Here is a 22,980-nt window from a genome sequence, read left to right as displayed (position 1 = left end):
CACCCGTCGAATACGAGACCAACTACTACCTCACCACCGCGAAACCCCAGGTCAAAACCACAATCTGAGATCTCTACCGAACCCGGGGCGGTTCAGGCAAGCCTGACACGATTCCGTTGGAGACGGGCCTCGGGCAGAGTGAGCCACGGGGGCAAGGACTCAGCAGGGCTCAGGAACTTGTGGAATGTCGCATATGAAGGGCGCGCCACAAACCGGAAACGGGGTCAATCTGTGAGCACTCATGGGCACGCAACGGAACCCCACCCTGGGAGAGTTATGACCATTCGAGCCGTCCTCGCCGCCACCGCCCTGGCCCTGACCTGCCTCGTCACCGGTGCCAGCAGCGCTGCCGCGGACGACATCAACTTCAACGACGTGGACATCCTGCCCATCCAGATGTGCATGGGCAATGACTGCGGCTCCCCCACCGCCGACTACTAGGACTAAGTCCGTCCGAGCCCGGCGGCCGGATAGGCCCGGCCGCCGCCCTCTACACACCGGCATGTGCAGCACCTGCGGCGGCCCATACGACAAGCCGTGGCATCGCGCCCGGCCCTGGTCCTGGTCAGCCTTCGGTATCCTCGTCGTCGACCGCGTCAGGGTCCCGCAGGGGCTGCAATCCCAATTCGGGGCCACTCGCACCGATGGAGGCCTCCAGCGGCGAAAGCGCTCCCCTTTACTAATGCACTAGCGTACTTACGGTACGAGTGAGACCTGCCATTTCTGGCGGTCACTGTTCATGCTGCACGTCCAGGTATATGCCTTACCATCATTGTTGCTATCCATACAGACTGCTCCTTGTTGCTGCACGAGAGTAACCGTACCGGTCGGATTCAACTCGCCTTTGACGGTCCATTTTGCGTATTCACTACCACAGCTGTCCGGATACAGCATCCTATTTGTTCTCGGATCCCCAGCTGCGCACGATCCCTTGGAGACATTCTGAAGCAACACGTAGTCTCCGTGTACGGTGACTCTCCACTGCTGGTCGTCATACGCTGAATTACACCCGCCCGTATGAATTTCCTGCATGTTGTATATCTTTGTGTAGAGACACATGCCGGTGGCCAGGTTTCTGATTTGGTACTTTGGGTCGCCAGGGGATCCCGGCGAAGCGGAGACCGCGTTTCCGGGCGTACTTGCCATGGTGATTCCGAGTGAAGTCACAACCGCAATTAATGCGGCGCGCAGTGTTGCATGCATCGTGGACTCTCCTTGAATTGAAGTTCAGCGGGCTTCGACGAACTGTTCGAACTGACCGACGCGTTGTTGTGCGCGGAAGGACCGGTTGAGGACGCCGGTGGATCTGACGCTGTTGGCCGAGCATCACCGTGGACACGGCGCCTTGTACGAGGCTCTGTCGTGGCTGGATCGACGCCGGGCGGCTGCGGCGGATGCTGGTCGCGCTGCCCCAGCCCAAGGCGGCCGACGGGCGGCTCGTGCTACATGGCTAACTTGCCTTACGCCAGATCAACCCGTTGGCCTGCAGAGACACTTGACAGCACTAGATAACGATCGGTCTCGTGCAATGGCCAGCAGGCTGTCGCCGCGTTCGATGCGTTCGTGGATCTGTTGGTGGCGTTCATGGGTACGGCTGACCAAGGGGCGCGGCCGTCCGTGGATGTCCAGCTCTGCGCGGCCTGAGACTTCCTGAGGCTGGTCGTCTTTGCTCCGGTCGTCGTGGGAACCGAGGCGCTCTCGCAGGTCGGCGCGGTGCCGGCCCACGACCCGCTCGACTGCTTCGGCCAGGTTGTGCAGCAGGTGCCAGGCATCGGCTACTTGCCGGGCTTGCGGAGCACCTGCTTGGGCCCCGTCACGGAAGGAGCCGGCACGGTCGCGGCAGATGATCCGCACTTCAGGGTGGTTCCGCAGCCAGGACGCGAAGGTGTTCGCGGCGCGATCGGCGAGAACGTCAACCGGGCGGTGGGCGGACATGTCGATGAGGATCGTCGCGTAGGTCCGTCCGCGTCGCACGGCGAACTCGTCGACGCCGAGAATCGGGACTGGGACCGGGGCGGGAGCGGCAGGGCGCGGATCAGCCGGAGCAGAGTGTCCTTGCACGTGTTGATGGCCATGTGCTCGGACAGACGGGCTCCTGCCCGGCCACCCAGGAACAGGGCCATGTCGGTGAGCTGGGAGGTGAGAGCGTCCGTGCGGCGTGCATGCCGACGCGTCAGGGCCGGTATCTGCTCGGCGAACGTCCGACGGTCGCAATAACTGTTCCCGCACACAAGCTGGCGAGCCCGCAGGCCTACTCGTACATGCCGGCCTGCGACAGGACGATCCGCCAGAGTCCGCTGGTAGTAGCAGTGCACCCTTGAAGATCTGTGCCCGCATCCGGGGCACGCAGCCGACGCGGCTCGTGACCGCACGGCGAGCCGGACCTCCGCATCCGTGAGCACCACATGCTCGACCTGCACCCTGACACCCGGCAGCAGAACGTCCGCGACCTGAACCCCCACCCATCACACCCGATTGATGCCCAGCTACCCCCAAAATAGCGACAGAGCCCGGATCTTGTGCCAGAACCCTCTCCGGTTACTATTGGCCTGGATTCGGGGCCGGAGCTGATGCATTGGCCGGCCCCGTGCGGCCCTGAGCGGCCGTCGGGCTGGAACGCACAACCAGGGGGGGAACCGTGCCTCAGCCAGCTAACCCCTCAGGGGTGCTTCATCCCGGCAGGACCAGGCGGAGTTCCCCGCCACACCACTACAGTCCGGGCCGTTTCGGGCCTCCGTGTCGCCGCTCGTGCGCACCGGACAGACTGTTCCTGTGGATGTCGCAGAACCTTAACGTGCGCACCGAAATCTGGCCTGAAAGGGCTGCGAAACTGAAACCGAGCACGGAGCGGAAGCGTCCTCAATGGGAAACCTTATTCCCACACGGGGTATCTACGCACCAGTAATGGCCGTCGGCAGGGGAATTCCCACCGCCTGAATACCTGACGGTAACCGAAGGTAATACGGTCGCGCGCCGAAGGGCGCAGCCTTCCCGCTTTCCCGTTCCGCTCCGGACCCGCGCCGGGGCGGGCTCCCATCGGGCGCGGGGGCATCACCTCGAGGGCATGGTTCAACACATTCACAACATGCCGAACGACACGCGGCATACAAGGGGTTCTGGTATGGCCGATAAGGGCAGACGCGGACTGATGGTCCTGCACTCGTCACCTTTGATACGCAAGGCGATTCTCGATCTGTTCCGGGGCGACCCAGGCGTCACCGTACTGGGCGGTTGCCCCCGCCCGACCTCTGTCAGCAGCCTCCCCGTGCGCCGTCCGGACGTAGCGCTCGTGGAGTACGAGCAGTGGCAGGACGTGCTCGGCAACCTCGCGTACTGGAGCGGCACCCGGATCATCCTCTACAGCAGGGACAACACCCCGCGGAGCGTGGTGGACTGCATCAGGGGCGGGGCCGCCGGGTTCGTGCACGAGTCGTGCCCGCCCGAGTCCATCGTGAAGGGCCTGCACGACGTGCTGAGCGGACGCAGCTTCTGGCATCTGGGCGCGGACGAGCCCGAACCCGCACCGGTACCGAAGCGCGCGGGCGGACAGTGGAAGCTGAGTGGGCGTGAGGAGGAGATCCTCGGGCTGTTACTGCGTCGGCGCTCCAACGAGGAGATCGCCCACGAGCTCTGCCTCACCCAGCAGACCGTCAAGAACTACGCAAGCCGGGTCTTCCAGAAGGTGGGCGTGTCCGGACGCAAGGAACTGTTCAGGATGTTGAGGCCCTGCGGATGACACCACCGGAAAACTCCCCCAGCGCCTCCGGGGACCCCTTGCTGATCGAGCGGAACGACCGGGTGGTCACCCTCACCCTGAACCGGCCGCACCGCAGGAATGCGATGTCGACCGAACTGCTGGGCCAACTGGCCGACCGCCTCGGTCGGCTGACGGTCCGTGACACGGAAACCCCGGGTGCCCTGGTACTCACCGGCACCGGCGGGACCTTCTCCAGCGGCGCGGACACCCGCGAACCCGACTGGTCGGACCTGTCGCGCCGGGCGGTCCGGCGAGCCCATTTCCGCGCGGTGTTCGCGGCCCTGCACGAAGCCCCCTTCCCCGTACTGGCGGCCGTCGAGGGGTACGCGCTGGGCGGCGGGCTCGAACTCGCCCTGGCCTGCGACCTGGTCGTGGCGGGCGAGGGCGCGCTGTTCGGCCTGCCGGAGCTGGGGGTGGGCGCCGTCCCCGGCGGCGGCGCGGTGCACTCGCTGGTGCGCCGGGCCGGGCGCGGCGTGGCCGCCCGGATGCTGCTCGTCCCCGGCGAGCGGGTGCGGGCCGACGAACTCGCCCGGCTGGGCGCGGTGGAGCGCGTGGTGCCCGACGGCGCGGCGCTCGGCGAGGCCCGGTCGCTGGCGGCGGCCGTGGCGGCCGGGGACCCCGCGCTCCTGGAGGCCGGGGTCCGCCTGCTGCGGGACTCCGGGCACCTGGACCGCACGGCGGCGCTCGGCGTGGAGAACGGCTACTGGTGGCAGGCCGCTTCGGCCGCGAGCCGGCGCCCCGCCGTACCATCCGGCCCGCCCCCCGGGCCAGAACGTTCCCAGCCATAGAGGCTCAGCCCTTCATTGCAGCCCGCGAGCTGCGCCGTTAGGGTTGTTGATCAGATTCAGCAATCAGTGAATCAGCTGCACGCGCCGTACGGCGGACGCGGCGCCCCCACCCCCGATGCCTGCCGGACGCCCCGGCCTACCGTGGACGCACGAGCCGTGGGCGCAAGAGGAGAGCAGAAGAGACGTGACCCCCCTCATCGAATGTTCCGAAGTCACGAAGAAGTTCGGCGACTTCACAGCGCTGAGCCGACTCAACCTGACGGTCCCCCCGGGGGTGGTCTACGGCTACCTCGGCCCCAACGGAGCGGGCAAGAGCACCACGATCCGCATGCTCATGGGCCTGTCCCGCCCCACCTCGGGCCGGGTCCGGGTGCTCGGCGAGGACCCGACCGACCCCGCCGTCCGCGGGCGCATCGGCTACCTGCCCGGTGAGCTGCGGCTGGACGACCGGCTGACCATCGGTCAGACGCTGGTGTCCTGGGCCCGGCTGCGGGGTCTGACCGACACCGCCTACCGGGACTCGCTGGTCGAGCGGTTCGGCATCGACCCGGCCCGCAAGGTGCGCGGCCTGTCCACCGGCAACCGCCGCAAGGTCGGCCTCGTCGGCGCGTTCATGGCCAAGCCCGAGCTGCTGATCCTCGACGAGCCGACCAACGGTCTCGACCCGCTGATGCAGCAGGTGTTCCTCTCCACCGTCGAGGAGGCCCGGGACAACGGGCAGAGCGTGCTGCTCTCCTCGCACATCCTCTCCGAGGTCGAGCGGGTCGCCGACCTGGTCGCGGTGCTCCAGGGCGGCAAGCTCGCCGCCTCCGGGACGACGCAGGAACTGCGCCGCCAGGCCGCGCAGCGCTTCCACATCACCTTCGCCGAGGGCGAGGAGGTCCCGCTCACCGCGCTGGCCGCGCTGGACAGGGCCTCGGGCGTGGAGCGGCGGCGGCCGGGCGGCCAGGAAGTCTCGCTCGCCTGGGCCGGTTCGCCCGACGCGCTGCTCAAGCTCCTGGTGGGCCACCGGATCACCACGCTGGCCGCGCCCGAACCGGACCTGGAGGAGGCGTTCCTGGAGTACTACCGGGACGACGCCCCCGACGGCCGGAACTCCACGGCCGAGGAGTCCCCGGCCGCCGACCCGGTGCGGTAACGACCGCGGGCGAACCGCGACGGGTCACAGTCATCAAGGCCGTCCTCGGGCCGGCCGGAAGGGAAACACATGTCATCGCCCAGCTCGGAGATCTTCCGGCGCGGAGTACAGATCCAGAAGCGCACCCTGATCGCCTGGTCGGCCGCGCTGGTCCTGCTCGCCCTCTCCGTCGTCGGGGCCTGGCCCTCGATGGAGAAGTCCGGCGCACTGGAGGACTTCGCCTCCGGCGTCTCGCCGGAGATGGCCGCGGCCTTCGGCATCGACCAGATCAGCAGCGCGAGCGGCTACCTCAAGGGCAACCTCTACGCGGTCCTGCTGCCCCTGCTCCTCGGCCTGATGGCCGTGACCGCGACCACCGCCCTGACCGGCGGCGACGAGGAGGCCGGGCGGCTCGAACTGCTGCTCGCGCTGCCGGTCGCCCGCCGCCAGGTCTTCCTGGTGCGCTTCCTCTGCGTGGCCTTCGGCCTCACCGTCACCAGCGTCCTGGTCTGGCTGTCGGTGTACGGCTCGGTCGTCTCCTTCGACATGGACGTCTCCGGCGGCGGGATGGCCGCGGTGACGCTGACCGTCGGTCTGCTGGCCGTCCTGCACGCAGGCGTCGCGTATGCCGTGGTCGGCTTCGGCTTCGGGCGCGGCCCCGCGCTCGGCGTGGCGGCCGGTGTGCTCGTCGTCGGCTACCTGCTCCACGCCATCGCCCCGATGTCCGACGCCCTGGAGCCGCTGGCGAACATCTCGCCCTGGGAGTGGGCCCTGGGCAACGACCCGCTGCTGAACGGCGTTCCGTGGGGCGGGGTCGCGCTGCTGGTGGCCCTCTCCGCCGTCGTCGTCGCCGCCGGGACGTACGCGGTGAACCGGCGCGACGTCAAGAACGCCTGATCCCCGCGCCCTTCGACGGCCGAAGCGGCCCGGTACCTCCCCCGGCGGAGGTACCGGGCCGTCGGCGTGTACGGGCCCCTATACCTCATGTCGTCACCCCCGGGGGCCGAAAATCGAGTACCGCCGGTCATCAGAGAATGCGTTGATGAGTACTTGACGGCCATATCGAGGCTCATGTAAGGGCGGCTAGCTTCGAGCCATGGACAGCAGCCGAGCCCATTCCCTCACCCCCTCCGATCCCATCGTGCTGACCGGCATCGGGTGCGTACTGCCCGGCACACCCGATGTCCATGCGTTCTGGAACCACATCTCCACGGGCACTTCACAGGTGAGCCGGATGCAGAACCCGGCCTTCGCCGCCGCCGGCCTGCCGGTCCACGCCGCCGCGCAGCTGGGCGAGTTCGACACGGCGGCCCGGCTCCCCGACCTCCGTCCGGCGCACGCCGCGAAGTACAACCGCGACATCCTCGCGACCATGGCCGCGGTCAACGACGCGCTCAAGGACGCCGGGATCGCCCGGGGCCAGATCGCCCCGGAGCGGATGAGCATCGTCCAGTCCTCGTCCCGCGGCCCGCTGTCCTGGTGGGCCGAGACCATCACGGCGGACCCGGAGAAGGACCCGTACGGCGGCAAGGCGACCGCGATGTTCCGCGGTCTGGCCGGCTGCCCCGCCACCCTGGCCGCCATCGACGTCGGCGCGAAGGGCCTGGTCACCACGGTCAGCAGCGCCTGCGTGGGCGGCCACCACGCGATCGGACTGGCCCTGCGCGAACTGCGCTCCGGCACCGCCGACGTGGTCCTCGCCGGAGGGCACGAGTTCCCGATCGTCCCCGAGGTGGCGCGCTGCTACCTGGCGCTCGGCGACGGCGTACTCTCGCCCGAGAGCGACGACCCGGCGAGCGCCGTGCGCCCCTACGACCGCTACCGGCGCGGATTCGCCCTGGGCGAGGGCGCCATGACGCTCTGCCTGGAGCGCGAGTCGTCCGCCCGGGAGCGCGGCGCCCGGATCTACGCCCGGGTGCTGGGCCACCGCGCCCTCAACGAGGCCAACCACGCGACCAGCATGGACCTGGTCGGCGACGTCACCGCCTCGGTCGTGGCGGGGGTCCTCGACGACGCCGGGCGCAAGCCCGAGGAGATCGGCTACGTCTGTGGGCACGGCACCGCGACCCGCTACAACGACATCGCCGAGAGCCGGGCCCTACGACGCCTGCTGCCGCGCCACGACGACTCCGAACTGCCGCCGCACGGCTCCAACAAGCCGGTCTACGGCCACACGTTCGGCATGGCAGGAATCATCAACGTCGCCGCCACCTCGCTGATGCTGCACCACCAGCGGCTGGCCCGCACGGCCAACCACCTGACGCCGGACCCCGAGTGCGACTACGACCACGTCGCCGAAGGGCCGCGCGACACCGAGATCGACCTCGCGGTCTCGCTGTCCTTCGCCTTCGGTTCGCAGACCTCCGCCATGGCCTTGGAGCGCGCATGACCACAGCACCCGAACGCCCCGCCCCCGCCGCCCGCCGGGCCGCCCCCTTCCTGGCCGACGGACCCGACGACCTGGTGCGCCACTTCGTCCGGGAGGGCGACCACGTGCACGCGGCGGCGACGATGTCGCGGCCCAACGCCCTGCTGAACGCGGTGTGCAGGGCCTTCGCCGGGACCCACAGCCTCACGGTGAGCACCACCGCCGTGCACTCCAGCGCCCACGCGCTCGCCCTCTCCGGCGCGGTGCGCAAGGTGATCACGGGCTTCGTCGGGGACACCTTCCCCTCCCCGCGCCCCAACCGCCTCTACCGCGAACTCGCCGAGGGCCGGCCGTTCGAGATGGAGATGTGGTCGCTGCTCAGCTACACCCAGCGGCTGATGGCCGCCGCGCTCGGGCAGCCCTTCGCCACCACCGGTTCGATGCTCGCCGAGACCGACCTGCGGCACGGCAAGGAGGGCAGCCTCCACCTGGTGCCGCACCCCGAGGACCCGGACCGCACCGTCACCCTCCTCAGTCCGCTGCGCCCGCGCATCACCCTGTTCCACGGCGTCGTCGCGGACCGCCGGGGCAACGTCGTGGCCTGTCCCCCGCTGGGCGAGGGCGCCTGGGCCGCGTACGCCGCCACCGAGGGCGTCCTCGCCTCCGTGGAGGCGATCGTGGACGACGAGGTGATCGACTCCATGCCGGACCGGGTGGTGATCCCCGCCGCCCGGGTGCTGGGCCTGTGCGAGGCGCCGCTCGGCGCCCACCCCCAGTCGCTGCGGACCGGCGGACTGGCCGGGGTCGACGGCTACCTCGACGACTACGCCTTCCTCACCGACATCGTGACCGCGTGCAAGGACCCGGAGACCGCCGCCGCCTGGTACGAGGAGTGGGTCGGCGGCGTCGGCGGCCATGCCGCGTACCTGGAGCGGCTGGGCACTGAACGCCGCGCCGGGCTCGTCTTCCCGGCCCCCGCCGACGCCCCCGCAGCACCGGCCGCCCCGGCCTCGGTGGACGGCCTCACCGGGCCCACCGAGCAGGAGCAGCTCATCGTGCTCGGCGCCCGCGCGGTCGCCGACCTGGTCCGGGAGCGCGGCTACGACACGCTGCTCGCCGGGATCGGCACCTCGCACATGTCCGCGTGGCTGGCGGCCCGGCTGCTGGCGAAGGACGGCGTCCACGTGCAGGTCGCCGCCGAGCTGGGCCTGCAGTCGATGGACCCGGAGCCAGGCGACGTCTTCCTCTTCAGCCAGCGGCACGCCGAGCGCTCGCAGATGTTGGCCGGGGTGGCCGAGACGCTGGGCGGCGCCGTCGCCGCCAACCCGCGCTGCCTGGGCGTCCTCTCCGCCGCGGAGATCGACCCGGACGCCAACATCAACACCACACTGCTGCCCGACGGCCGCTGGATCACCGGGTCCGGCGGGGCCAACGACATCGCCTCGTCGGTGGACTGCGTGGTGATCGCCGTCGCCTCGGCGCGCCGCTACGTACCCCGGCTGACCCACCTGACCAGCCCCGGCCTGCGGGTGCGGGACGTGGTCAGCCAGTTCGGCCGCTTCACCCGGCCGGGGCCCGGAACCCCCTTCGAGCTGTCGACCTGGCTGCCGCCGGTGCCCGGCCGCGGCCGTACGGAGGCCGACCTCCCCGACGATCCCGAGGCCGCGGTCCGCGACCTCACCGGCTGGACCTTCCCCGGGACCGCCACCGGGGTCGGCCCCTCCCCGACGGACGAGAAGGCCGTCACCACCGAAGAGCTCACGCTTCTGCGCACCATGGACCCGGAAGGCTGCTACCGATGACCACCACCGTCCCCGACCCGGCGACCGCCCACCTCCGCCCGCTGCCGCCCACGGCGATCGCCCCCGTGCGGCTGGCCGGGATCGGGCACTACTTCCCCGGCGAGCCGATCACCAACTCCCACTTCGAGCAGCTCGAAGCGCTGGGCATCGACGACGCCTGGATCCGCAAGAACACCGGGATCGTCAGCCGCCACTGGCCGGCCGACGAGAAGGAGCGCGCCGTCGAGATGGCCGCCAAGGCGGTGGACGACGCCCTGACCGCCGCGGGCCTCCAGCCCGACGACATCGACCTCGTCATCGGCACGACGTCCACCACCCGGCCGCGGGTCAACCCGTCCAGCGCCACCAACAACTACATGGACATCTCGCTGCCGCTCCAGAAGCAGGCCGGGCTGCGCCACGCCACCTGCTTCGACGTCACCTCGGTCGCCTGCGCCGGGTTCATGTACGGCACCGCCACCGCAGCTTCGATGCTCCCGGCGCTCGGGATGCGCAACGCGCTCGTCGTCTGCGCCGAGAACCCCCGCCCGATCCTCAACTTCGACTACCGCTACTCGGCGCTGTTCGGGGCCGGGGCCGCGGCCGCCGTCTGGTCGGCGGACACCGAGGAGCGCGGGCTGCTGGACGTGGCGCTGCACGCGGACGGCTCGTACTTCGACGCCTTCGACATCGACGAGAACGACAAGATGCTCATGCGCGGCCGGGAGGTCGGCGCGGTGGGCCCCAAGCTCCTCTCCCACGTGGGCCAGGAAATCCTGGAGCGCAACGGCCTGACGGTGGCCGACGTCGACTGGTTCGTGCCGCACCAGGGCAACCTGAACATGATCAACCAGGTGTGCGAGACGCTGGAGATCCCCCGCGAGAAGCTCCTCACCAACATCCAGGAGCGCGGCAACACCTCCAGCGTCTCCATCCCTAGCTGCCTCTCGGAGAACCTGCGCTCCGGGAAGATCCGCTCCGGCGACCTGGTCGCGACGATCGGCATCGGCCGCGGCTTCAGCTGGGGCGCGATGCTCCTGCGCGTTCCGTAAGCCCTGGCGAACCCTTCTTCCGCCGGGCGTTCCCCGGCACCACCGCACAGCACGGGAAGACGAAAGATGCACGACGAAACGTCCTTGTGGCGCGAGAGCGGACTGCGCCTGTCCGGATACGGGCACTACTACCCACGCCTCCTGGTCGAGAACGAGACCGCCGAGGACCCCGCGGGCAACGCGGTCGACGAGGCCGTCATCGGCCGGCTCGACGTCCGCAGCCGCCACGTGGCGGACGAGGAGGAGACCCCCGCGTACATGGGCGTGCGCGCCGCCCATGAGGCGATGGAGCAGGCGGGCATCGGCGCCGACGAGGTGGACCTGCTCGTCTTCAGCAACTGGACGGACCGCCAGTTCGTCCCCGAGTGGGGCCCGCACGCCGCGCACCTGCTGGGCGCCGACCGGGCGCTCGCCTTCGACGTGTGCGGCGCCTGCACGGGGTTCGTGCACGGGGTCCAGACGGCGGCGGCGCTGTTCGGGGCGCACGCCACGTGGCGCCACGCGCTGGTCGTCTCCAGCGAGCGCTTCTCGCGCCGGGTGCGGCCGGGCAGCAAGGGCGAGCTGATCGTGGGCGACGCGGCCGGGGCCGTCGTGCTGTCGCGCGGCGCGGAGCCGGGCGACGGGCTGTGGGACTCACTGCTGGTCAGCGACGGTTCGGGCCGGGAGACGGTCACCGTGTACCCGCCCAACGGCTGGATCAAGAGCAGCCGCGAGCTGGTCTCCATCGCCGCCGGCTCCCACGCCGATCTGGCCGCCCGGATGCTGGACCGCTCGGGCGTGACGATGGACGAGATCGACTGGGTGGTGCCGCACCCGGGCACCGGCCAGCTGCACACCGCCGTGCGCGAGCGCCTGTCCATCCCCGAGGAGCGGTTCATCACCAACTACGAGACGCGGGCGAACACTGGCAGCGCGTCGGTGCCGATCGTGCTCTCCGAGATGGTGCGGGACGGCCGCCTCAAGCCCGGCGACCTCTGCTACACGCCCACCGTGGGCTCCGGCTGGTACTACGGAGGGCTGCTCTTCCGTGCCTGACCTGTCATCACCCCACCTCCCCCGTACGGGCGTCCGCGGTACGGCGCTGGTCACCGGCGGCAGCCGGGGGCTCGGCGCCGCCATCGCCCGCCACCTGGCCGCCGTCGGCTGGCACACCGTGATCTGCGGGCGGGACCAGGAGAGCCTGGACGCCGGAGTGGAGGCGGCCGCCGACGAGGGGCTCGTGCTGCACGCGGTACGGGCAGACGTCACCGACGAGGAGTCGGTGGCCGCCCTCTTCGAGCGGCTGGCCGAGGAAGCCCCACCGCTCGGGCTCTGCGTCAACAACGCGGGCAACAACTTCTCCCGCCGCCTGGTGAGCGTCAAGGAGCGGCCCGACGGGCCCCCGCTGCTCTCCCCGCACGCGCTGGAGGACTTCGAGCGGGTGGTGTCGTCCCTGCTGACCGGCACCTTCCTGGTCGGCCGCCACGCGGCCCAGGCGATGCTCACCGCCGGCACGCCCGGCGCCATCGTCAACATCTCCTCCACCGTGCGCCACGGCGCCTACGGGCAGTCGGCCTACTGCGCCGCCAAGTCCGGAGTGGAGGCTCTCACCCGCACCTGGGCGACCGAGCTGGGCGAGTACGGCATCCGGGTCAGCGCGGTGGCCCCCGGCGTCATCGACGGCGAGGCCCTGCGCCGCCGGACGGCGGCGAGCGAGCGGCACGCGGCCTACATGGCCGACCTCCAGCGCCACGTGCCGCTGCGCCGCTGGTGCGACGAGCAGGACGTGGCGGAGGCGGTCGCCTTCGCCGCCGACAACCCCTCGGTGACCGGCACCGTGCTGGAGGTCGACGCGGGCGGACTGCCCGCCCGCGTCCTGCCCCCGGTCGGCCGGACCCCGGCCCCCGCGGAACGTACCGCGGGGACGAGCACGGAAGCCGCACGCGCGGACCTCCCCGAGAAAGTGGAGAAGACAGCATGACCAGCGGCTTCGCACCCACCCTGCTCCAGGGCAGGACGACCTTCCTGACCGGCGCCAGCAGCGGCATCGGCGCCGTCCTCGCGACGATGCTCGCCGACCACGGCTCCAGCGTCGCCCTCATGGCCCGCAGCGAGAAGGAACTGCGCCTGCTCGCCGAGCAGATCGAGGCGAACGGCGGACGGGCCGTGGCGGTCCCCGGCGACCTCACCGACGCCGACAGCGTGCGCGCGGCCGTCCGCGAGGCGGAGGAGCGGCTCGGCCCGATCGACCGGCTGGTGCACTGCGCGGGCGCCGCCCGCGACCAGGCGTTCCTGTGCGACCAGGACGAGGACCAGTGGATGGCCACCCTCGACGTCAACCTGCTGGGTGCCTTCCGGGTCGCCCGCGCGGTCGTGCCGGGGATGATGGAGCGCCGCGAGGGCAACATCGTGATGGTCTCCTCCATCGCCGGCAAGCGCGGCCTGCCCGCCAACACTTCGTACTGCGCCTCGAAGTTCGGGCTGAACGGGATGACCCAGGCGCTCGCCTCGGAGCTCGGCGCCTTCGGCGTGCGGGTCAACGCGGTCTGCCCGGGGCTCACCGACAGCCCGGCCGCCACCGACGGCGAGCGCTACGGCGACCCCTTCATGGCCGCCATCGCCAAGCACCACGGCCCGCCGGACCTGACCTGGGAGCGCTACCTCAAGCGCGCGGTCAACAGCACCATCCTGCGTCGGCTGGTGCGGCCCGAGGAGATCGCCGCCCAGGTGCTGTTCCTGCTCTCCGACCTCTCCGGCGGCATGACCGGACAGGCCGTCAACGTGGACGCGGGGGCTCTGTGAGCGAGGAGTACGGCGGGCGGCGGGACGACACGGTCCCGCCGCCCGCACCGGAGGACCTGCTCACCCCGGCGGCCCGTCCCTGGGCCCCCGGGCCCCGGGACGCGCTGGTCACCGGGATGGGCTTCTGCCTGCCCGGAGCGGGCGACGAACCGGTGCGCACGGCGGAGCAGGTGTGGGCCGCGGCCTCCACCGGCACCAGCCACGTCGAGCGCGACGGCTTCCACCACGGTACCGTGCTCGGCGCCCGGGAGGCGTTCGGGGAGCTACTGCCCGAGGTCCCGGCCCGCTATCTGCGCAGCTACGCCGATGTGCACCTCTACGGCCTGGTCTCGCTGGTCGAGGCGTGCCGGGACGCCGGGCTCGACCACCGTACGGGCGGGCTGCGGGGCGCGGACGTGCTCACGGCCCGTGCCGGGGTGGACAGCAACTACGACAGCTACCGGGCGTGGCACGACGCCGATCCGGCGATGGTCAGCCCGGCGGACGCCAAGTCGCTGTTCGTCCGGCTGCTGGTGGCGGGCACCTCCAGCGACGTCGGCCCGGTGCAGGCCGCGCTGCTCGGGTCGACCGGCGCCAACTACACGGTGAGCTGCGGCTGCGCCTCGTCGTCGGTGCTGCTCGGCATCGCCCGCATGATGATCGCCTCCGGCCAGAGCGACCTGGTGGTCGTGACCGGCGTGGACCGCTTCGACACCGAACGCGTGCTGCACGGGCACCGGTTGCGGGAGGTCGTGGAGCGCGAGGGCGTGACCGTGCGCCACAACGACGACCCGCCCGCCGCGCCGCGCCACGACCGGGCGATGCGCCCGTACGACGCGGCGGCCGACTGCATGAACTACGGCGACGGCTCGGTGACCCTGATCCTGGAGAGCCGCGAGCACGCCGCCGCGCGCGGCGCCCGCTCCCACGGCGCGGTGCTCGGGCAGGCCACCACCCGCGGCGGGCTCAACAGCGCGGTCGCCATCGACACCGGCGGTACGGGGCTGGCCGAGGCGGCCCGCCGCGCGCTGGGCGACCACACCTCGCTGGCGCAGGTCCCGTACGTCAACGGGGGCGGCGAGGGCGACGCGCTGTTCACCCGGATCGAGTCCAACGCGGTCCGCAGGTTGTGGGGCGAGAGGTCCGGCCAGGTGCTGGTGAGCTCGCAGGAGGCCTGCTTCGGGCACAGCGGGGCGCCGCTGGGCAACCTGGGCGCGGCGCTGACGCTGATGATGATGCGCGAGGGCCTGGTCTGCCCGACGGCCAACTGCACCACCCCCTCACCCGTCTGCACCTTCGATCCGGTGCCGGGCACCGCGCCGCGCGCGCTGCGCTTCGACCGGGCGCTGAGCTTCAACTACCAGGTGGGCGGCGTCAACAGCGCCCTGCTGCTGGGAGGTGGAGATGCCGTCTGAGAATCCGCTGCTGCGGCTCTCCGGCGCCGGGTTCGTCCTGCCGGGGCCGGACGGCAAGGCCTGCACCGACCTGGACACGTTCTGGCGCGTGGTACGCGACGGGACGAGCTGCCTCTCCCCGTACACGCACCCCGAACTCCCCCTGCGGATCGCGGGAACGGTCCAGGGCTGGGACCCGCTGGCGGCGCTGCCGCTGTCGGAGCGGCAGATCCGCCGCTCCTCGCGGGCCGGGCTGATGGCGACGGGCGCCGTCCACCAGGCCCTGGAGCAGGCCGGGCTGAGTTCGGCGGACCTCGATCCGGAGCGGACCGCGCTGGTCGCGTGCTCGCTCCAGTTCGCGTTCCCGGAGACCGAGCGCTACTACGCCCTGGCCCATGACGAGGGCTTCCCGGCGCTGGGAATGGAGTACTGGCTCAACGGCACCCCGCCCAGCGTGGTGGGGACCGTGGCGTCCGGGCTCCAGCTGCCCTGCCAGACGCTGAGCGTGGCGGGCTCCTGCAACGTGGCGCTGCGCACCCTCCACCTGGTGCAGCAGATGTTCCGGTGCGGGGACATCGACCGGGCGATCGTCGTCGGCGTGGACACCACGGTGGACCCGGTCTTCGTCGCGGGCACCAGCCACACGGGGCGGAGCGGCTACCGCGCCTCCTCGCTGTCGGGAGACCCGGCCGACGTCCGGCCGCACGACGAGGTCCAGACCGGCAACGCCACCGGGGAGGGCGCGCTCGCCGTCGTCCTGGAGGACCCGGCGGCGACCGGCGACCGCCCGGGGCTGAGTTACCGGGCGCACCTGCGCACCTCGCGCTCCAACGGCCCCTCGACGGTGGCCACCGGCCCGCCCGCCAACGTGGTGGGCGACGTGCTGGGCGCGCTGGCCTCGGCCGGGCGCGGTCCGGGCGACCTGGCGTTCGTGAACGACTACGCGGACGGCAACCGGTTCGTCGAGGACCACCTGTGCGAGGCGCTGTCCGGCATCCGGGAGGCGGCGGGCTACCGGGGCGACCTGCTGCTGACCAACCAGGAGGCGGTGTTCGGCCATGTCGCCGGGACCGGCGGGCTGGTCAAACTGCTCGGCAGCCTCCTCATGCTGCACCACGGCCGGATCGCGCCGAGCGCCAACACCCTGACCCCGTACGCGGGTCTGCCGGGCGATCCGGTGCTCGCGGGCGGCCGGGCGACCGGCGGCGACAGCGCGCTGGTGCTCGCGTCCGGAGCGGGCGGCGACGCCACGAGCATGGTCATCGAATACGAAGGCGGCAACTTGCCATGACCCACGTCCACAACACGGCGACGCGGCCCGCGGCGGCCGCGGGAGCGGACCCGCTGCGGGCGCCGATCAGCACCCGTGTGGTGTTCGACGCGGCGGGCGCCGGGAGCGGGGACGCCGCCCTGCGCGACGCGCTCGCCGCACTCGGCCTCGCGCCGGAGAAGCCCGGGGCGGCCTCCCCGGCCGCGGCGCCCGGGGCCGGGAGCTCCGGCGCCCCGGCCGCCTACTGCGCGCTGCTGCTCGGCGAGGAGGCGTACGGCGCCACGCCCTCGGCCGGGCTGGACCGGGCGCGGGTCCGCGCCGCCGCGCTGGCCATGGCGGCCGCGGGCCGGGGCCGCCTGGTCCTGGTGACCGACGCGACGGGCGAGCCGCACACGGGCACCGACCCGGACCGGCACGCGCGGCTCGCCGCCGACCGGGCCTGGTGGCAGCACCTGGTCACCGAGGTCGCCAGGTACGGCGTCACGGGCAACACCGTGGTGACCGGCTACTCCCCCGAGCTCGGCCACCGGCTGTCCCCGGTCGCCGAGGCGGGGCTGATGCGCTACCTCGTGCAGCGGCGGGCCACCACGGCCGCCGACGTGGCGGCCTCGGTCGCCTTCCTGGTCTCCGAGGCGTGCTCGTACCTGGTGGGCGAGACCCTGCCGGTGGACGGGGGCGCGGGCATCGGCCAGATCCCGTCGCTGCCGGCCGGTCCCCCGGCCGCGCCCGCGCCGCGCCGCTCCGCTCCGCGCGAGCAGGCGCCGCCGGTGCCCGTCAGCGCCCAGGACCTGTTGGGCCGGACGGTCCTGGTGGCGGGGGCGAGCAGCGGCATCGGCCGGGCCGCCGCGCTGCACCTGGCCGGGCGCGGGGCCGACGTGGTCCTGGCCGCCCGACGTACCCAGGCGCTGGAGGAGGCGTGCGAGGAGATCGCCGCGCTGGGCCGCCGGTCCTGGGCGCTGCGCTGCGACCTCTCCGACCCCGAGGACGCGGCCACCCTGGGCGAGCGCGCCTGGGAGGTGTCCGGGGGCCTCACCGGGCTGCTGTACGCGGCGGGGCACCTGGGCTTCAGCGCCGTCGGCGGCGACGCGGCGTCGGCCGCCCGGACCTTCGCGGTGAACCTGCACAGCTTCGTCGCCGTCACCGAGTACCTGACCGCGCGCTGGCGGGACGGGAAGGTGCCCGGTTCGGTGGTCGCCGTCTCCTCGGTCAGCGCCGCGTTCGGCCCGGTGGCGGGACTGGACTACTACGGGGCGAGCAAGGCCGCGATGGCGCAGTACGTCCGCTGCCTCGCGGTGTCGGTGGCCCGTCACGGCATCCGCGCCAACTGCGTGGCCCCCGGCATCATCGAGACGCCGATGGGCGACGCGGCGGGCCCGGACCACCGGCGCGGCTGGATCAGCCGGATCCCCGCCGGGCGGGTCGGTGAACCGCGCGAGGTGGCGGCGGTCCTCGGCCATCTGCTGAGCGACGTGGCGTCCCGGGTGACCGGTGCCGTGCTGCGCGCGGACGGCGGCTTCGGCCTCGGGGACGTGGCGCCGCTGCGGCCGGGGTTCCCGGAGCGGCCGGTGCTCGTGGACGGGGGCGGCCGGTGAACGCCGCTGGAGCGACGGGCGGTTACCCGGTGGCGCTGGTCGCCGGGGCCTCCTCCGGGATCGGTGCCGCGGTGGCCCGCAGGCTCGCCGCGCGCGGCAGCGCGGTCGCCCTGGTCGGGCGCCGGGAGGCGGAGCTGAAGGAGGTCGCGGAGTCGGTCCGGGCGGCCGGGGGCACCGCGCTCCCGCTGCCGCTGGACCTGGGCGAGCCCGGCGCCCCCGCCGCGGCGGTCGCCGCGACGGCCGCCGCGCTGGGACCGGTCGGGGTGCTCGTGTGCAGCGCCGGGGCGATCCGGCTGGCTGCCGTCCACGAGACCGAGGAGCGGCACTGGGAGCGGCAGTTGAGGGTGAACCTCACGGTCCCGTTCCTGCTGGCCCGCGAGGTGCTGCCGGGGATGCGGGAGCGCCGCGACGGCTGGATCGTCAACATCGGTTCGGGCGTGGGCTCCGAGGTGGTGCCCGGCAGCGGCGGCTACGGCGTGAGCAAGCTCGCCGTGCAGCGGCTCACCGAGCTGATCCACGAGGAGAACCGCGACCTCGGCGTCCGCGCGGTGACCGTCGCCCCCGGCTGGGTCTCGACCCGGCTGGCGGCCCGCCCCGCCGACCTCGGCGTGCCCGAGGACGAGGTGCTGGACGCGGAGGACATCGCGGACACCGTGGAGTGGCTGCTGGACCGGCCCGCCCGGATGAGCGTGGGCCCGCTGGTCCGCATCGAACCTTCGGCGAGCCGGGCCGCGGCCGGCGACGCCATGACCCGCCATCTGACCCGTTCCCGCGCCGAGGGCGCCGGACCGGCTGTTGAGGAGGCCCGCTGATGGGCAGGACCACGCTCGTCGAGCACGACGTGCCGGTGGAGATGCGTGACGGAACGGTGCTGCGGGCGGACGTGTGGCGTCCGGCCGACGGCCCGCCCTCCCCGGCCGTGCTCTTCCGCACCCCGTACGGCAAGTCCCCGCTGGGGCTGGCCACCCTGACCCCGGCGCAGTGCGTGGACCGGGGGTACGCGGCGGTGGTGCAGGACACCCGGGGCCGGTTCGGTTCGGAAGGCGACTGGGCCCCGCTGGACTGGTCCCAGGAGGGCCCGGACGGCTACGACACCGTCGAGTGGACGGCCGAGCAGCCGTGGTGCGACGGCAACGTGGCCATGGCGGGCACCTCGTACCAGGCGATCGTCCAGTGGCTGGCCGCGATGGAGAAGCCGCCGCACCTGCGGGCCATCGCGCCGGCGATGTCCACCTCGGCGCCCTTCGACGCCGAGCAGATGGGCGGCTTCCTGCGGCTGGACCACCTCACGAGCTGGCTCGGGCTGACCGCGCTGGAGTGGGTGCAGCGCCGGGCGGCGGCCGGGGACCCGGTGGACGGGTCGATCGTGGCCGAGGTCGTGCAGCTGCTGACCACGCCCGAAGTGCCGCTGCGCCGCTGGCCGTTGTCTACCGTCCTCGACTTCGAGGGCTTCCCCGGGCGGCTGCGGGACATCTTCGCCGGGAAGGTGGCGACGGTGGCCGACTACCGCCTCGGCGAGGTCGGCGTGCCCACCTTCTCGGTGGGCGGCTGGTACGACGTGTTCTCGCACGGGACGATCGAGCTGCACCGCGCGATGCGCGCCCAGGACCCGGCGGCCGGACGGCACGAGCTGGTCGTGGGCCCCTGGGTGCACTCCGGCCAGCTGCCGCAGGTGCAGGGCGAGGTGAACACGGGCCTGTACGGCTCCGCCCAGGGCGCCCGGCTGGCCGATCTGCACCTGGACTTCTTCGACCGCCATCTGCGGCCGGAGCGGGAGGGCTCCGCCGGGGACGGCGGCGGCGACGTGCGGTACTTCCTCTTCGGGTACGACACCTGGCACCGGGCCGCGAGCTGGCCGCCGCCGGAGGCCGTCGGCTCCTCCTGGCACCTGGCGGGCGGCGAGGGTGACGGAGAGGGCGGCCGGCTGCTGCCCGACGCCGGTGACGTGGCCCCGGGGCACCGGGAGTTCACCTACGACCCGGAGAATCCGGTGCCCTCGCACGGCGGCCGGGTGCTCCAGCTCGGCCGGCTGGTGGCGGGACCGCTCGACCAGAGCCACCTGGAGGCCCGCCCGGACGTGCTCTGCTTCACCTCCAAGCCGCTCACCGAGCCGCTGGACGTGGTCGGCAGGCAGCGGCTGTCCCTCCGCTTCGGCTCCGACGCGCCCGCCACCGCCGTGGTCGCCAAGCTCACCGATGTGCACCCGGACGGGCGTTCACTGCTGGTGGCCGAGGCGAACCTGCGGCTGGACGCGGCGGACGGCTCCGGCGACGAGCCGTTCGCGGCCGAGCTGCTGCTCGGCGACACCGCGTGGCGCTTCGCCCCCGGGCACCGGCTGCGGGTCCACGTGACCAGCAGCAACTTCCCCCACCTGGACCGGCACCCCAACGTTCCGGGCGCGGTCGGCGAGGCGGACCACTGCCGCCCCGCCCGGCAGTCGGTCTGGTACGGCGGACCGTACGAGAGCGTGCTCCGGCTGCAGGTCCTGCCCACGCCGGGCGCCGAGGAGGCTTCGTGAGCGACGACGGCATACTCGACCCGGCGTCCCCCGCCGTGCCGACGGCCGAGCAGTGCGTGCTCGGCCCGCTGCTGCGGCGGCGCGCCGTCGGCACCCCGGACGCGCCGTACGCGCTGATGCCCGACGGCGAGCTGTGGAGCTACGCGCGCACGCTCCGGGAGACCGAGGAGACGGCCACCGCGCTCCAGGAGCTCGGCGTGGCCCCGGGACAGCTGGTGCTGAGCTGGCTGCCGAACGGCCCGGACGCGCTGCGCGTCTGGTACGGGGTCAACCTGGCGGGCGCCGTCCTGGTCCCGATCAACATCGCCTACCGGGGCTCGATCCTGAGCCAGGTGATCGCCGACAGCGGGGCCGAGGTGCTGGTCTGCCGGCCGACGCTCGCGGCCCGGCTGGAGGAGCTGCCGGACGGGGCCGGGGCGGTGCGCACGGTCGTGCTGCTGGCCGGGCCCGACGACGAGCCCGGGGAGGTGGCCGCGCTCGCCGGACGGCTGGCCGCCCACTACCGGGTGGAGACCGGACTGCGGGCGGACCGGGCCGGATTCACGGAGCCGGTGCCGGCGCCGCGGCCGTGGGACCCGCAGACCGTCATCTACACCTCCGGGACGACCGGCCCCTCCAAGGGCGTCGTCTCCTCCTACGCGCACCTCTACGCCAGCTGCACGGCCGCCTTCGACGGCATGGCCGGGCCCGAGGACCGCTACCTGCTGCAGCTGCCGCTGTTCCACGCGGGCGGCACGATCGGCGCGTACGGGATGCTGGTGCGCGGCGGTTCGGTGACGGTCGTGCCCGCCTTCACCACCAGTGAGTTCTGGCCGCTGATCCGGCGGACCGGGACGACCCTGTGCACGCTGCTCGGCGTGATGGCGACGTACCTCCTCAAGCAGCCGCCGTCCCCCGAGGACACCGGGCACCCGCTGCGGGCGGCCTACGTCATCCCGTTCACCAAGGGGGCGACGGAGTTCTCCAAGCGGTTCGGGGTATCGGTCCGCGCGCTGTTCAACATGACCGAGGTGTCGTGCCCGGTGCTCTCCGCCCCGGACCACGACCCGGCCGAGGCCCTGCACTGCGGCCGCCCCCGGCCGGGGATCACCGCCCGTGTGGTCGACGACCACGACCGGGAGGTGCCGGAGGGCGGGACCGGCGAGCTGGTGCTGCGCGCCGACCGTCCGTGGTCCTTCCTCAGCGGCTACCTGGGACGCCCGGCCGAGACCGCCGAGGTCTGGCGCAACGGCTGGTTCCACACCGGGGACACCTTCCGGCGAGCCCCGGACGGCGGCCTGGTCTTCGTGGACCGCAAGAAGGACGCCATCCGCAGGCGCGGCGAGAACATCTCCTCCTTCGAGGTGGAGGCGCAGGCCGTGGCCCATCCGTCGGTGCTGGAGGCGGCGGCGGTCGCCGTGCCCTGCGACGAGGGCGAGGACGAGGTGCTGCTGGTGGTGGCGGGCCGGGACCCTGCCGTCCCGGTGGAGCCGGCGGAGCTGCTGGAGTTCCTGCGGGAGCGGCTGGCCCACTTCATGCTGCCGCGCTACATCCGGGTGGTGGCCGCGCTCCCGAAGACCCCCACCGGCAAGCCGACCAAGCACACGCTGCGCGCCGACGGCCTGGTCGCGGGGACGTGGGACCGCGAGGCGGCGGGCATCCGGATTCGCAGGGAGAGGATCGTATGAGCCAGGAAGCGTCCCGGACGGGCGGGGAGCCCGTGGCCGAGTGGACGGGGGCGGCGACCGAGTCGTTCGCGGACTTCGCCAACCGGGTGGACGGCAAGGAGGACGTGCCGCTGCGCGCCTCGCTGGAGGGCGGCGTCGCCACCCTGACGCTGGACCGGCCGCGCCGCCGCAACAGCCTCGACCTGACGCTCTCCCGCCATCTGCTGCTCGGGCTGATGGCGGCGGGCGACGACCGCCGGGTCCGTACGGTGGTGATCACCGGGAGCGGCGGCGCGTTCTGCGCGGGCGACGACGTGGAGAGCGTGCAGCGGTGGCGGCTGGGCGACCGGGTGGACACGCCCTTCGACCCGGTCACCTCGGACGCGCACTACCTGCGGATCTGCGAGGCGATGCTGCACCTGCCGAAGCCGGTGGTGGTGGGGCTGACCGGGGCGGCGGCCGGGGCGGGCGCGGAGATCGCCTGCGCCGCCGACTTCCGGCTGGCCGACACACGTGCCTCGATCGGCAGCTGCCTGGCCGGAGTCGGGCACGTCGGGAACGTGGTCCTGATGTCGCGGCTGACCGGTCCGGCGCGGGCTACGGAGATCTATCTCACCGGACGGATGGTCTCGGGGGACGAGGCGGTCCGCCTGGGGCTCTTCGACCGGCTGTGCGAACCCGAGGATTTCGACCGCGAACTCGCCGAGCTGGTGGCCCGCTTCGCCGCGCTGCCGACCGCGTCGGTCGGGCTGTTCAAGGAGCTGCGGGAGCGGAGCTGGGGCCAGCCGGCCGAGTACGGGCTGCGGCTCCAGGACGCGTACCACCTCAAGACGCACGCCACGGTGGCCGACGCCCGTGAAGGAATGGCTGCGTTCGCCGAGAAGCGCCCGCCCCGCTTCACCGGCGGCTGACCGGTACGGAGGGCCCCGGCCGGCCA

Annotated in this window: 20 protein-coding genes and 2 pseudogenes; 19 read left to right on the top strand and 3 right to left on the bottom strand. The window is 72.5% G+C overall.

Features of this window, described 5'->3' with window-relative positions; genetic code table 11:
• The first annotated feature begins 276 nt into the window (after positions 1–276).
• Positions 277–441, top strand: coding sequence for a hypothetical protein (locus ACWCQ6_RS24970; RefSeq protein WP_451092685.1), 165 nt, complete (start codon positions 277–279; stop codon positions 439–441).
• Positions 442–696: 255 nt separating this feature from the next.
• On the opposite strand, the gene ACWCQ6_RS24965 is transcribed toward ACWCQ6_RS24970, so the two are convergent.
• On the bottom strand, positions 697–1,146 hold the full coding sequence (locus ACWCQ6_RS24965; RefSeq protein ID WP_451092689.1) for an RICIN domain-containing protein: 450 nt from the start codon (positions 1,144–1,146) through the stop codon (positions 697–699).
• A gap of 99 nt (positions 1,147–1,245) precedes the next feature.
• Here ACWCQ6_RS24965 and ACWCQ6_RS24960 point away from each other — a divergent pair.
• A pseudogene (locus ACWCQ6_RS24960) lies at positions 1,246–1,445 on the top strand (transposase); the annotation flags it as partial.
• Between the two features lie 25 nt (positions 1,446–1,470).
• On the opposite strand, the gene ACWCQ6_RS24955 reads toward ACWCQ6_RS24960, so the two are convergent.
• Both ACWCQ6_RS24955 and ACWCQ6_RS24950 read right to left on the bottom strand, forming a co-directional pair.
• Positions 1,471–2,337 (bottom strand): ISL3 family transposase, encoded by an 867-nt coding sequence (locus ACWCQ6_RS24955; protein WP_451092687.1) that lies wholly within the window; start codon positions 2,335–2,337, stop codon positions 1,471–1,473.
• Positions 2,238–2,462: pseudogene (locus ACWCQ6_RS24950) on the bottom strand (transposase family protein); the annotation flags it as partial. The gene ACWCQ6_RS24955 and the pseudogene ACWCQ6_RS24950, both read right to left, overlap by 100 nt.
• Before the next feature lie 659 nt (positions 2,463–3,121).
• Here ACWCQ6_RS24950 and ACWCQ6_RS24945 point away from each other — a divergent pair.
• The 17 genes from ACWCQ6_RS24945 to ACWCQ6_RS24865 all read left to right on the top strand — a co-directional run bounded on the left by ACWCQ6_RS24945 (position 3,122) and on the right by ACWCQ6_RS24865 (position 22,954).
• Positions 3,122–3,736, top strand: a complete 615-nt coding sequence (locus ACWCQ6_RS24945) for a LuxR C-terminal-related transcriptional regulator (protein ID WP_451092684.1) — start codon at positions 3,122–3,124, stop codon at positions 3,734–3,736.
• Positions 3,733–4,545 (top strand): enoyl-CoA hydratase/isomerase family protein, encoded by an 813-nt coding sequence (locus ACWCQ6_RS24940; protein WP_451092682.1) that lies wholly within the window; start codon positions 3,733–3,735, stop codon positions 4,543–4,545. The genes ACWCQ6_RS24945 and ACWCQ6_RS24940 overlap by 4 nt, the downstream gene beginning before the upstream one ends.
• A 184-nt stretch (positions 4,546–4,729) precedes the next feature.
• The gene (locus ACWCQ6_RS24935; RefSeq protein WP_451092680.1) at positions 4,730–5,683 is read left to right on the top strand and encodes an ATP-binding cassette domain-containing protein; all 954 of its coding nucleotides are present in this window, start codon (positions 4,730–4,732) and stop codon (positions 5,681–5,683) included.
• A 69-nt stretch (positions 5,684–5,752) separates the two neighbouring features.
• Positions 5,753–6,559: an ABC transporter permease subunit gene (locus ACWCQ6_RS24930; RefSeq protein WP_451092678.1), complete on the top strand. Its 807-nt coding sequence runs from the start codon at positions 5,753–5,755 to the stop codon at positions 6,557–6,559.
• A 199-nt stretch (positions 6,560–6,758) separates the two neighbouring features.
• Complete coding sequence (locus ACWCQ6_RS24925; protein WP_451092676.1) at positions 6,759–8,051, top strand: beta-ketoacyl-[acyl-carrier-protein] synthase family protein; 1,293 nt, start codon at positions 6,759–6,761, stop codon at positions 8,049–8,051.
• Positions 8,048–9,832 (top strand): CoA-transferase, encoded by a 1,785-nt coding sequence (locus ACWCQ6_RS24920; RefSeq protein ID WP_451092674.1) that lies wholly within the window; start codon positions 8,048–8,050, stop codon positions 9,830–9,832. Before ACWCQ6_RS24925 ends, ACWCQ6_RS24920 begins: the two co-directional genes overlap by 4 nt.
• Entirely contained in the window at positions 9,829–10,863 is a 1,035-nt protein-coding gene (locus tag ACWCQ6_RS24915) for a ketoacyl-ACP synthase III (RefSeq protein WP_451092672.1), read from the top strand. The genes ACWCQ6_RS24920 and ACWCQ6_RS24915 overlap by 4 nt, the downstream gene beginning before the upstream one ends.
• A 66-nt stretch (positions 10,864–10,929) precedes the next feature.
• Entirely contained in the window at positions 10,930–11,898 is a 969-nt protein-coding gene (locus ACWCQ6_RS24910) for a ketoacyl-ACP synthase III (protein WP_451092670.1), read from the top strand.
• Positions 11,891–12,823, top strand: coding sequence for an SDR family NAD(P)-dependent oxidoreductase (locus ACWCQ6_RS24905; RefSeq protein ID WP_451092668.1), 933 nt, complete (start codon positions 11,891–11,893; stop codon positions 12,821–12,823). Before ACWCQ6_RS24910 ends, ACWCQ6_RS24905 begins: the two co-directional genes overlap by 8 nt.
• A complete protein-coding gene (locus ACWCQ6_RS24900) occupies positions 12,820–13,644 on the top strand; it encodes an SDR family NAD(P)-dependent oxidoreductase (RefSeq protein WP_451092666.1) in 825 nt (274 codons plus the stop codon). Before ACWCQ6_RS24905 ends, ACWCQ6_RS24900 begins: the two co-directional genes overlap by 4 nt.
• On the top strand, positions 13,641–15,038 hold the full coding sequence (locus tag ACWCQ6_RS24895) for a beta-ketoacyl-[acyl-carrier-protein] synthase family protein (protein ID WP_451092664.1): 1,398 nt from the start codon (positions 13,641–13,643) through the stop codon (positions 15,036–15,038). Before ACWCQ6_RS24900 ends, ACWCQ6_RS24895 begins: the two co-directional genes overlap by 4 nt.
• Positions 15,028–16,308, top strand: coding sequence for a beta-ketoacyl synthase (locus tag ACWCQ6_RS24890; RefSeq protein ID WP_451092662.1), 1,281 nt, complete (start codon positions 15,028–15,030; stop codon positions 16,306–16,308). Before ACWCQ6_RS24895 ends, ACWCQ6_RS24890 begins: the two co-directional genes overlap by 11 nt.
• The gene (locus tag ACWCQ6_RS24885; protein ID WP_451092660.1) at positions 16,305–17,879 is read left to right on the top strand and encodes an SDR family oxidoreductase; all 1,575 of its coding nucleotides are present in this window, start codon (positions 16,305–16,307) and stop codon (positions 17,877–17,879) included. The genes ACWCQ6_RS24890 and ACWCQ6_RS24885 overlap by 4 nt, the downstream gene beginning before the upstream one ends.
• A complete protein-coding gene (locus ACWCQ6_RS24880) occupies positions 17,876–18,691 on the top strand; it encodes an SDR family oxidoreductase (RefSeq protein WP_451092658.1) in 816 nt (271 codons plus the stop codon). The genes ACWCQ6_RS24885 and ACWCQ6_RS24880 overlap by 4 nt, the downstream gene beginning before the upstream one ends.
• Positions 18,691–20,397 carry a CocE/NonD family hydrolase gene (locus ACWCQ6_RS24875; protein WP_451092656.1) on the top strand — a complete coding sequence of 569 codons (1,707 nt, stop codon included), beginning with the start codon at positions 18,691–18,693 and terminating at the stop codon, positions 20,395–20,397. Before ACWCQ6_RS24880 ends, ACWCQ6_RS24875 begins: the two co-directional genes overlap by 1 nt.
• Positions 20,394–22,064, top strand: coding sequence for an ATP-dependent acyl-CoA ligase (locus tag ACWCQ6_RS24870; RefSeq protein ID WP_451092654.1), 1,671 nt, complete (start codon positions 20,394–20,396; stop codon positions 22,062–22,064). Before ACWCQ6_RS24875 ends, ACWCQ6_RS24870 begins: the two co-directional genes overlap by 4 nt.
• A complete protein-coding gene (locus tag ACWCQ6_RS24865; protein WP_451092650.1) occupies positions 22,061–22,954 on the top strand; it encodes an enoyl-CoA hydratase/isomerase family protein in 894 nt (297 codons plus the stop codon). The genes ACWCQ6_RS24870 and ACWCQ6_RS24865 overlap by 4 nt, the downstream gene beginning before the upstream one ends.
• The last annotated feature ends 26 nt before the right edge of the window (positions 22,955–22,980 follow it).

Source organism: Streptomyces sp. NPDC001880, from assembly GCF_053594575.1.
The sequence above is the reverse complement of the archived record's forward strand: the minus strand, read 5'-3'. Positions and strand labels throughout refer to the sequence as shown.

Coding starts and splice junctions, on each gene's coding strand:
- ACWCQ6_RS24890 (WP_451092662.1), top strand. CDS start 15,028: ATGCCGTCTGAGAATCCGCTGCTGCGGCTCTCCGGCGCCGGGTTCGTC.
- ACWCQ6_RS24915 (WP_451092672.1), top strand. CDS start 9,829: ATGACCACCACCGTCCCCGACCCGGCGACCGCCCACCTCCGCCCGCTG.
- ACWCQ6_RS24920 (WP_451092674.1), top strand. CDS start 8,048: ATGACCACAGCACCCGAACGCCCCGCCCCCGCCGCCCGCCGGGCCGCC.
- ACWCQ6_RS24965 (WP_451092689.1), bottom strand. CDS start 1,146: ATGGCAAGTACGCCCGGAAACGCGGTCTCCGCTTCGCCGGGATCCCCT.
- ACWCQ6_RS24865 (WP_451092650.1), top strand. CDS start 22,061: ATGAGCCAGGAAGCGTCCCGGACGGGCGGGGAGCCCGTGGCCGAGTGG.
- ACWCQ6_RS24940 (WP_451092682.1), top strand. CDS start 3,733: ATGACACCACCGGAAAACTCCCCCAGCGCCTCCGGGGACCCCTTGCTG.
- ACWCQ6_RS24955 (WP_451092687.1), bottom strand. CDS start 2,337: ATGCGGGCACAGATCTTCAAGGGTGCACTGCTACTACCAGCGGACTCT.
- ACWCQ6_RS24900 (WP_451092666.1), top strand. CDS start 12,820: ATGACCAGCGGCTTCGCACCCACCCTGCTCCAGGGCAGGACGACCTTC.
- ACWCQ6_RS24910 (WP_451092670.1), top strand. CDS start 10,930: ATGCACGACGAAACGTCCTTGTGGCGCGAGAGCGGACTGCGCCTGTCC.
- ACWCQ6_RS24945 (WP_451092684.1), top strand. CDS start 3,122: ATGGCCGATAAGGGCAGACGCGGACTGATGGTCCTGCACTCGTCACCT.
- ACWCQ6_RS24925 (WP_451092676.1), top strand. CDS start 6,759: ATGGACAGCAGCCGAGCCCATTCCCTCACCCCCTCCGATCCCATCGTG.
- ACWCQ6_RS24875 (WP_451092656.1), top strand. CDS start 18,691: ATGGGCAGGACCACGCTCGTCGAGCACGACGTGCCGGTGGAGATGCGT.
- ACWCQ6_RS24970 (WP_451092685.1), top strand. CDS start 277: ATGACCATTCGAGCCGTCCTCGCCGCCACCGCCCTGGCCCTGACCTGC.
- ACWCQ6_RS24930 (WP_451092678.1), top strand. CDS start 5,753: ATGTCATCGCCCAGCTCGGAGATCTTCCGGCGCGGAGTACAGATCCAG.
- ACWCQ6_RS24885 (WP_451092660.1), top strand. CDS start 16,305: ATGACCCACGTCCACAACACGGCGACGCGGCCCGCGGCGGCCGCGGGA.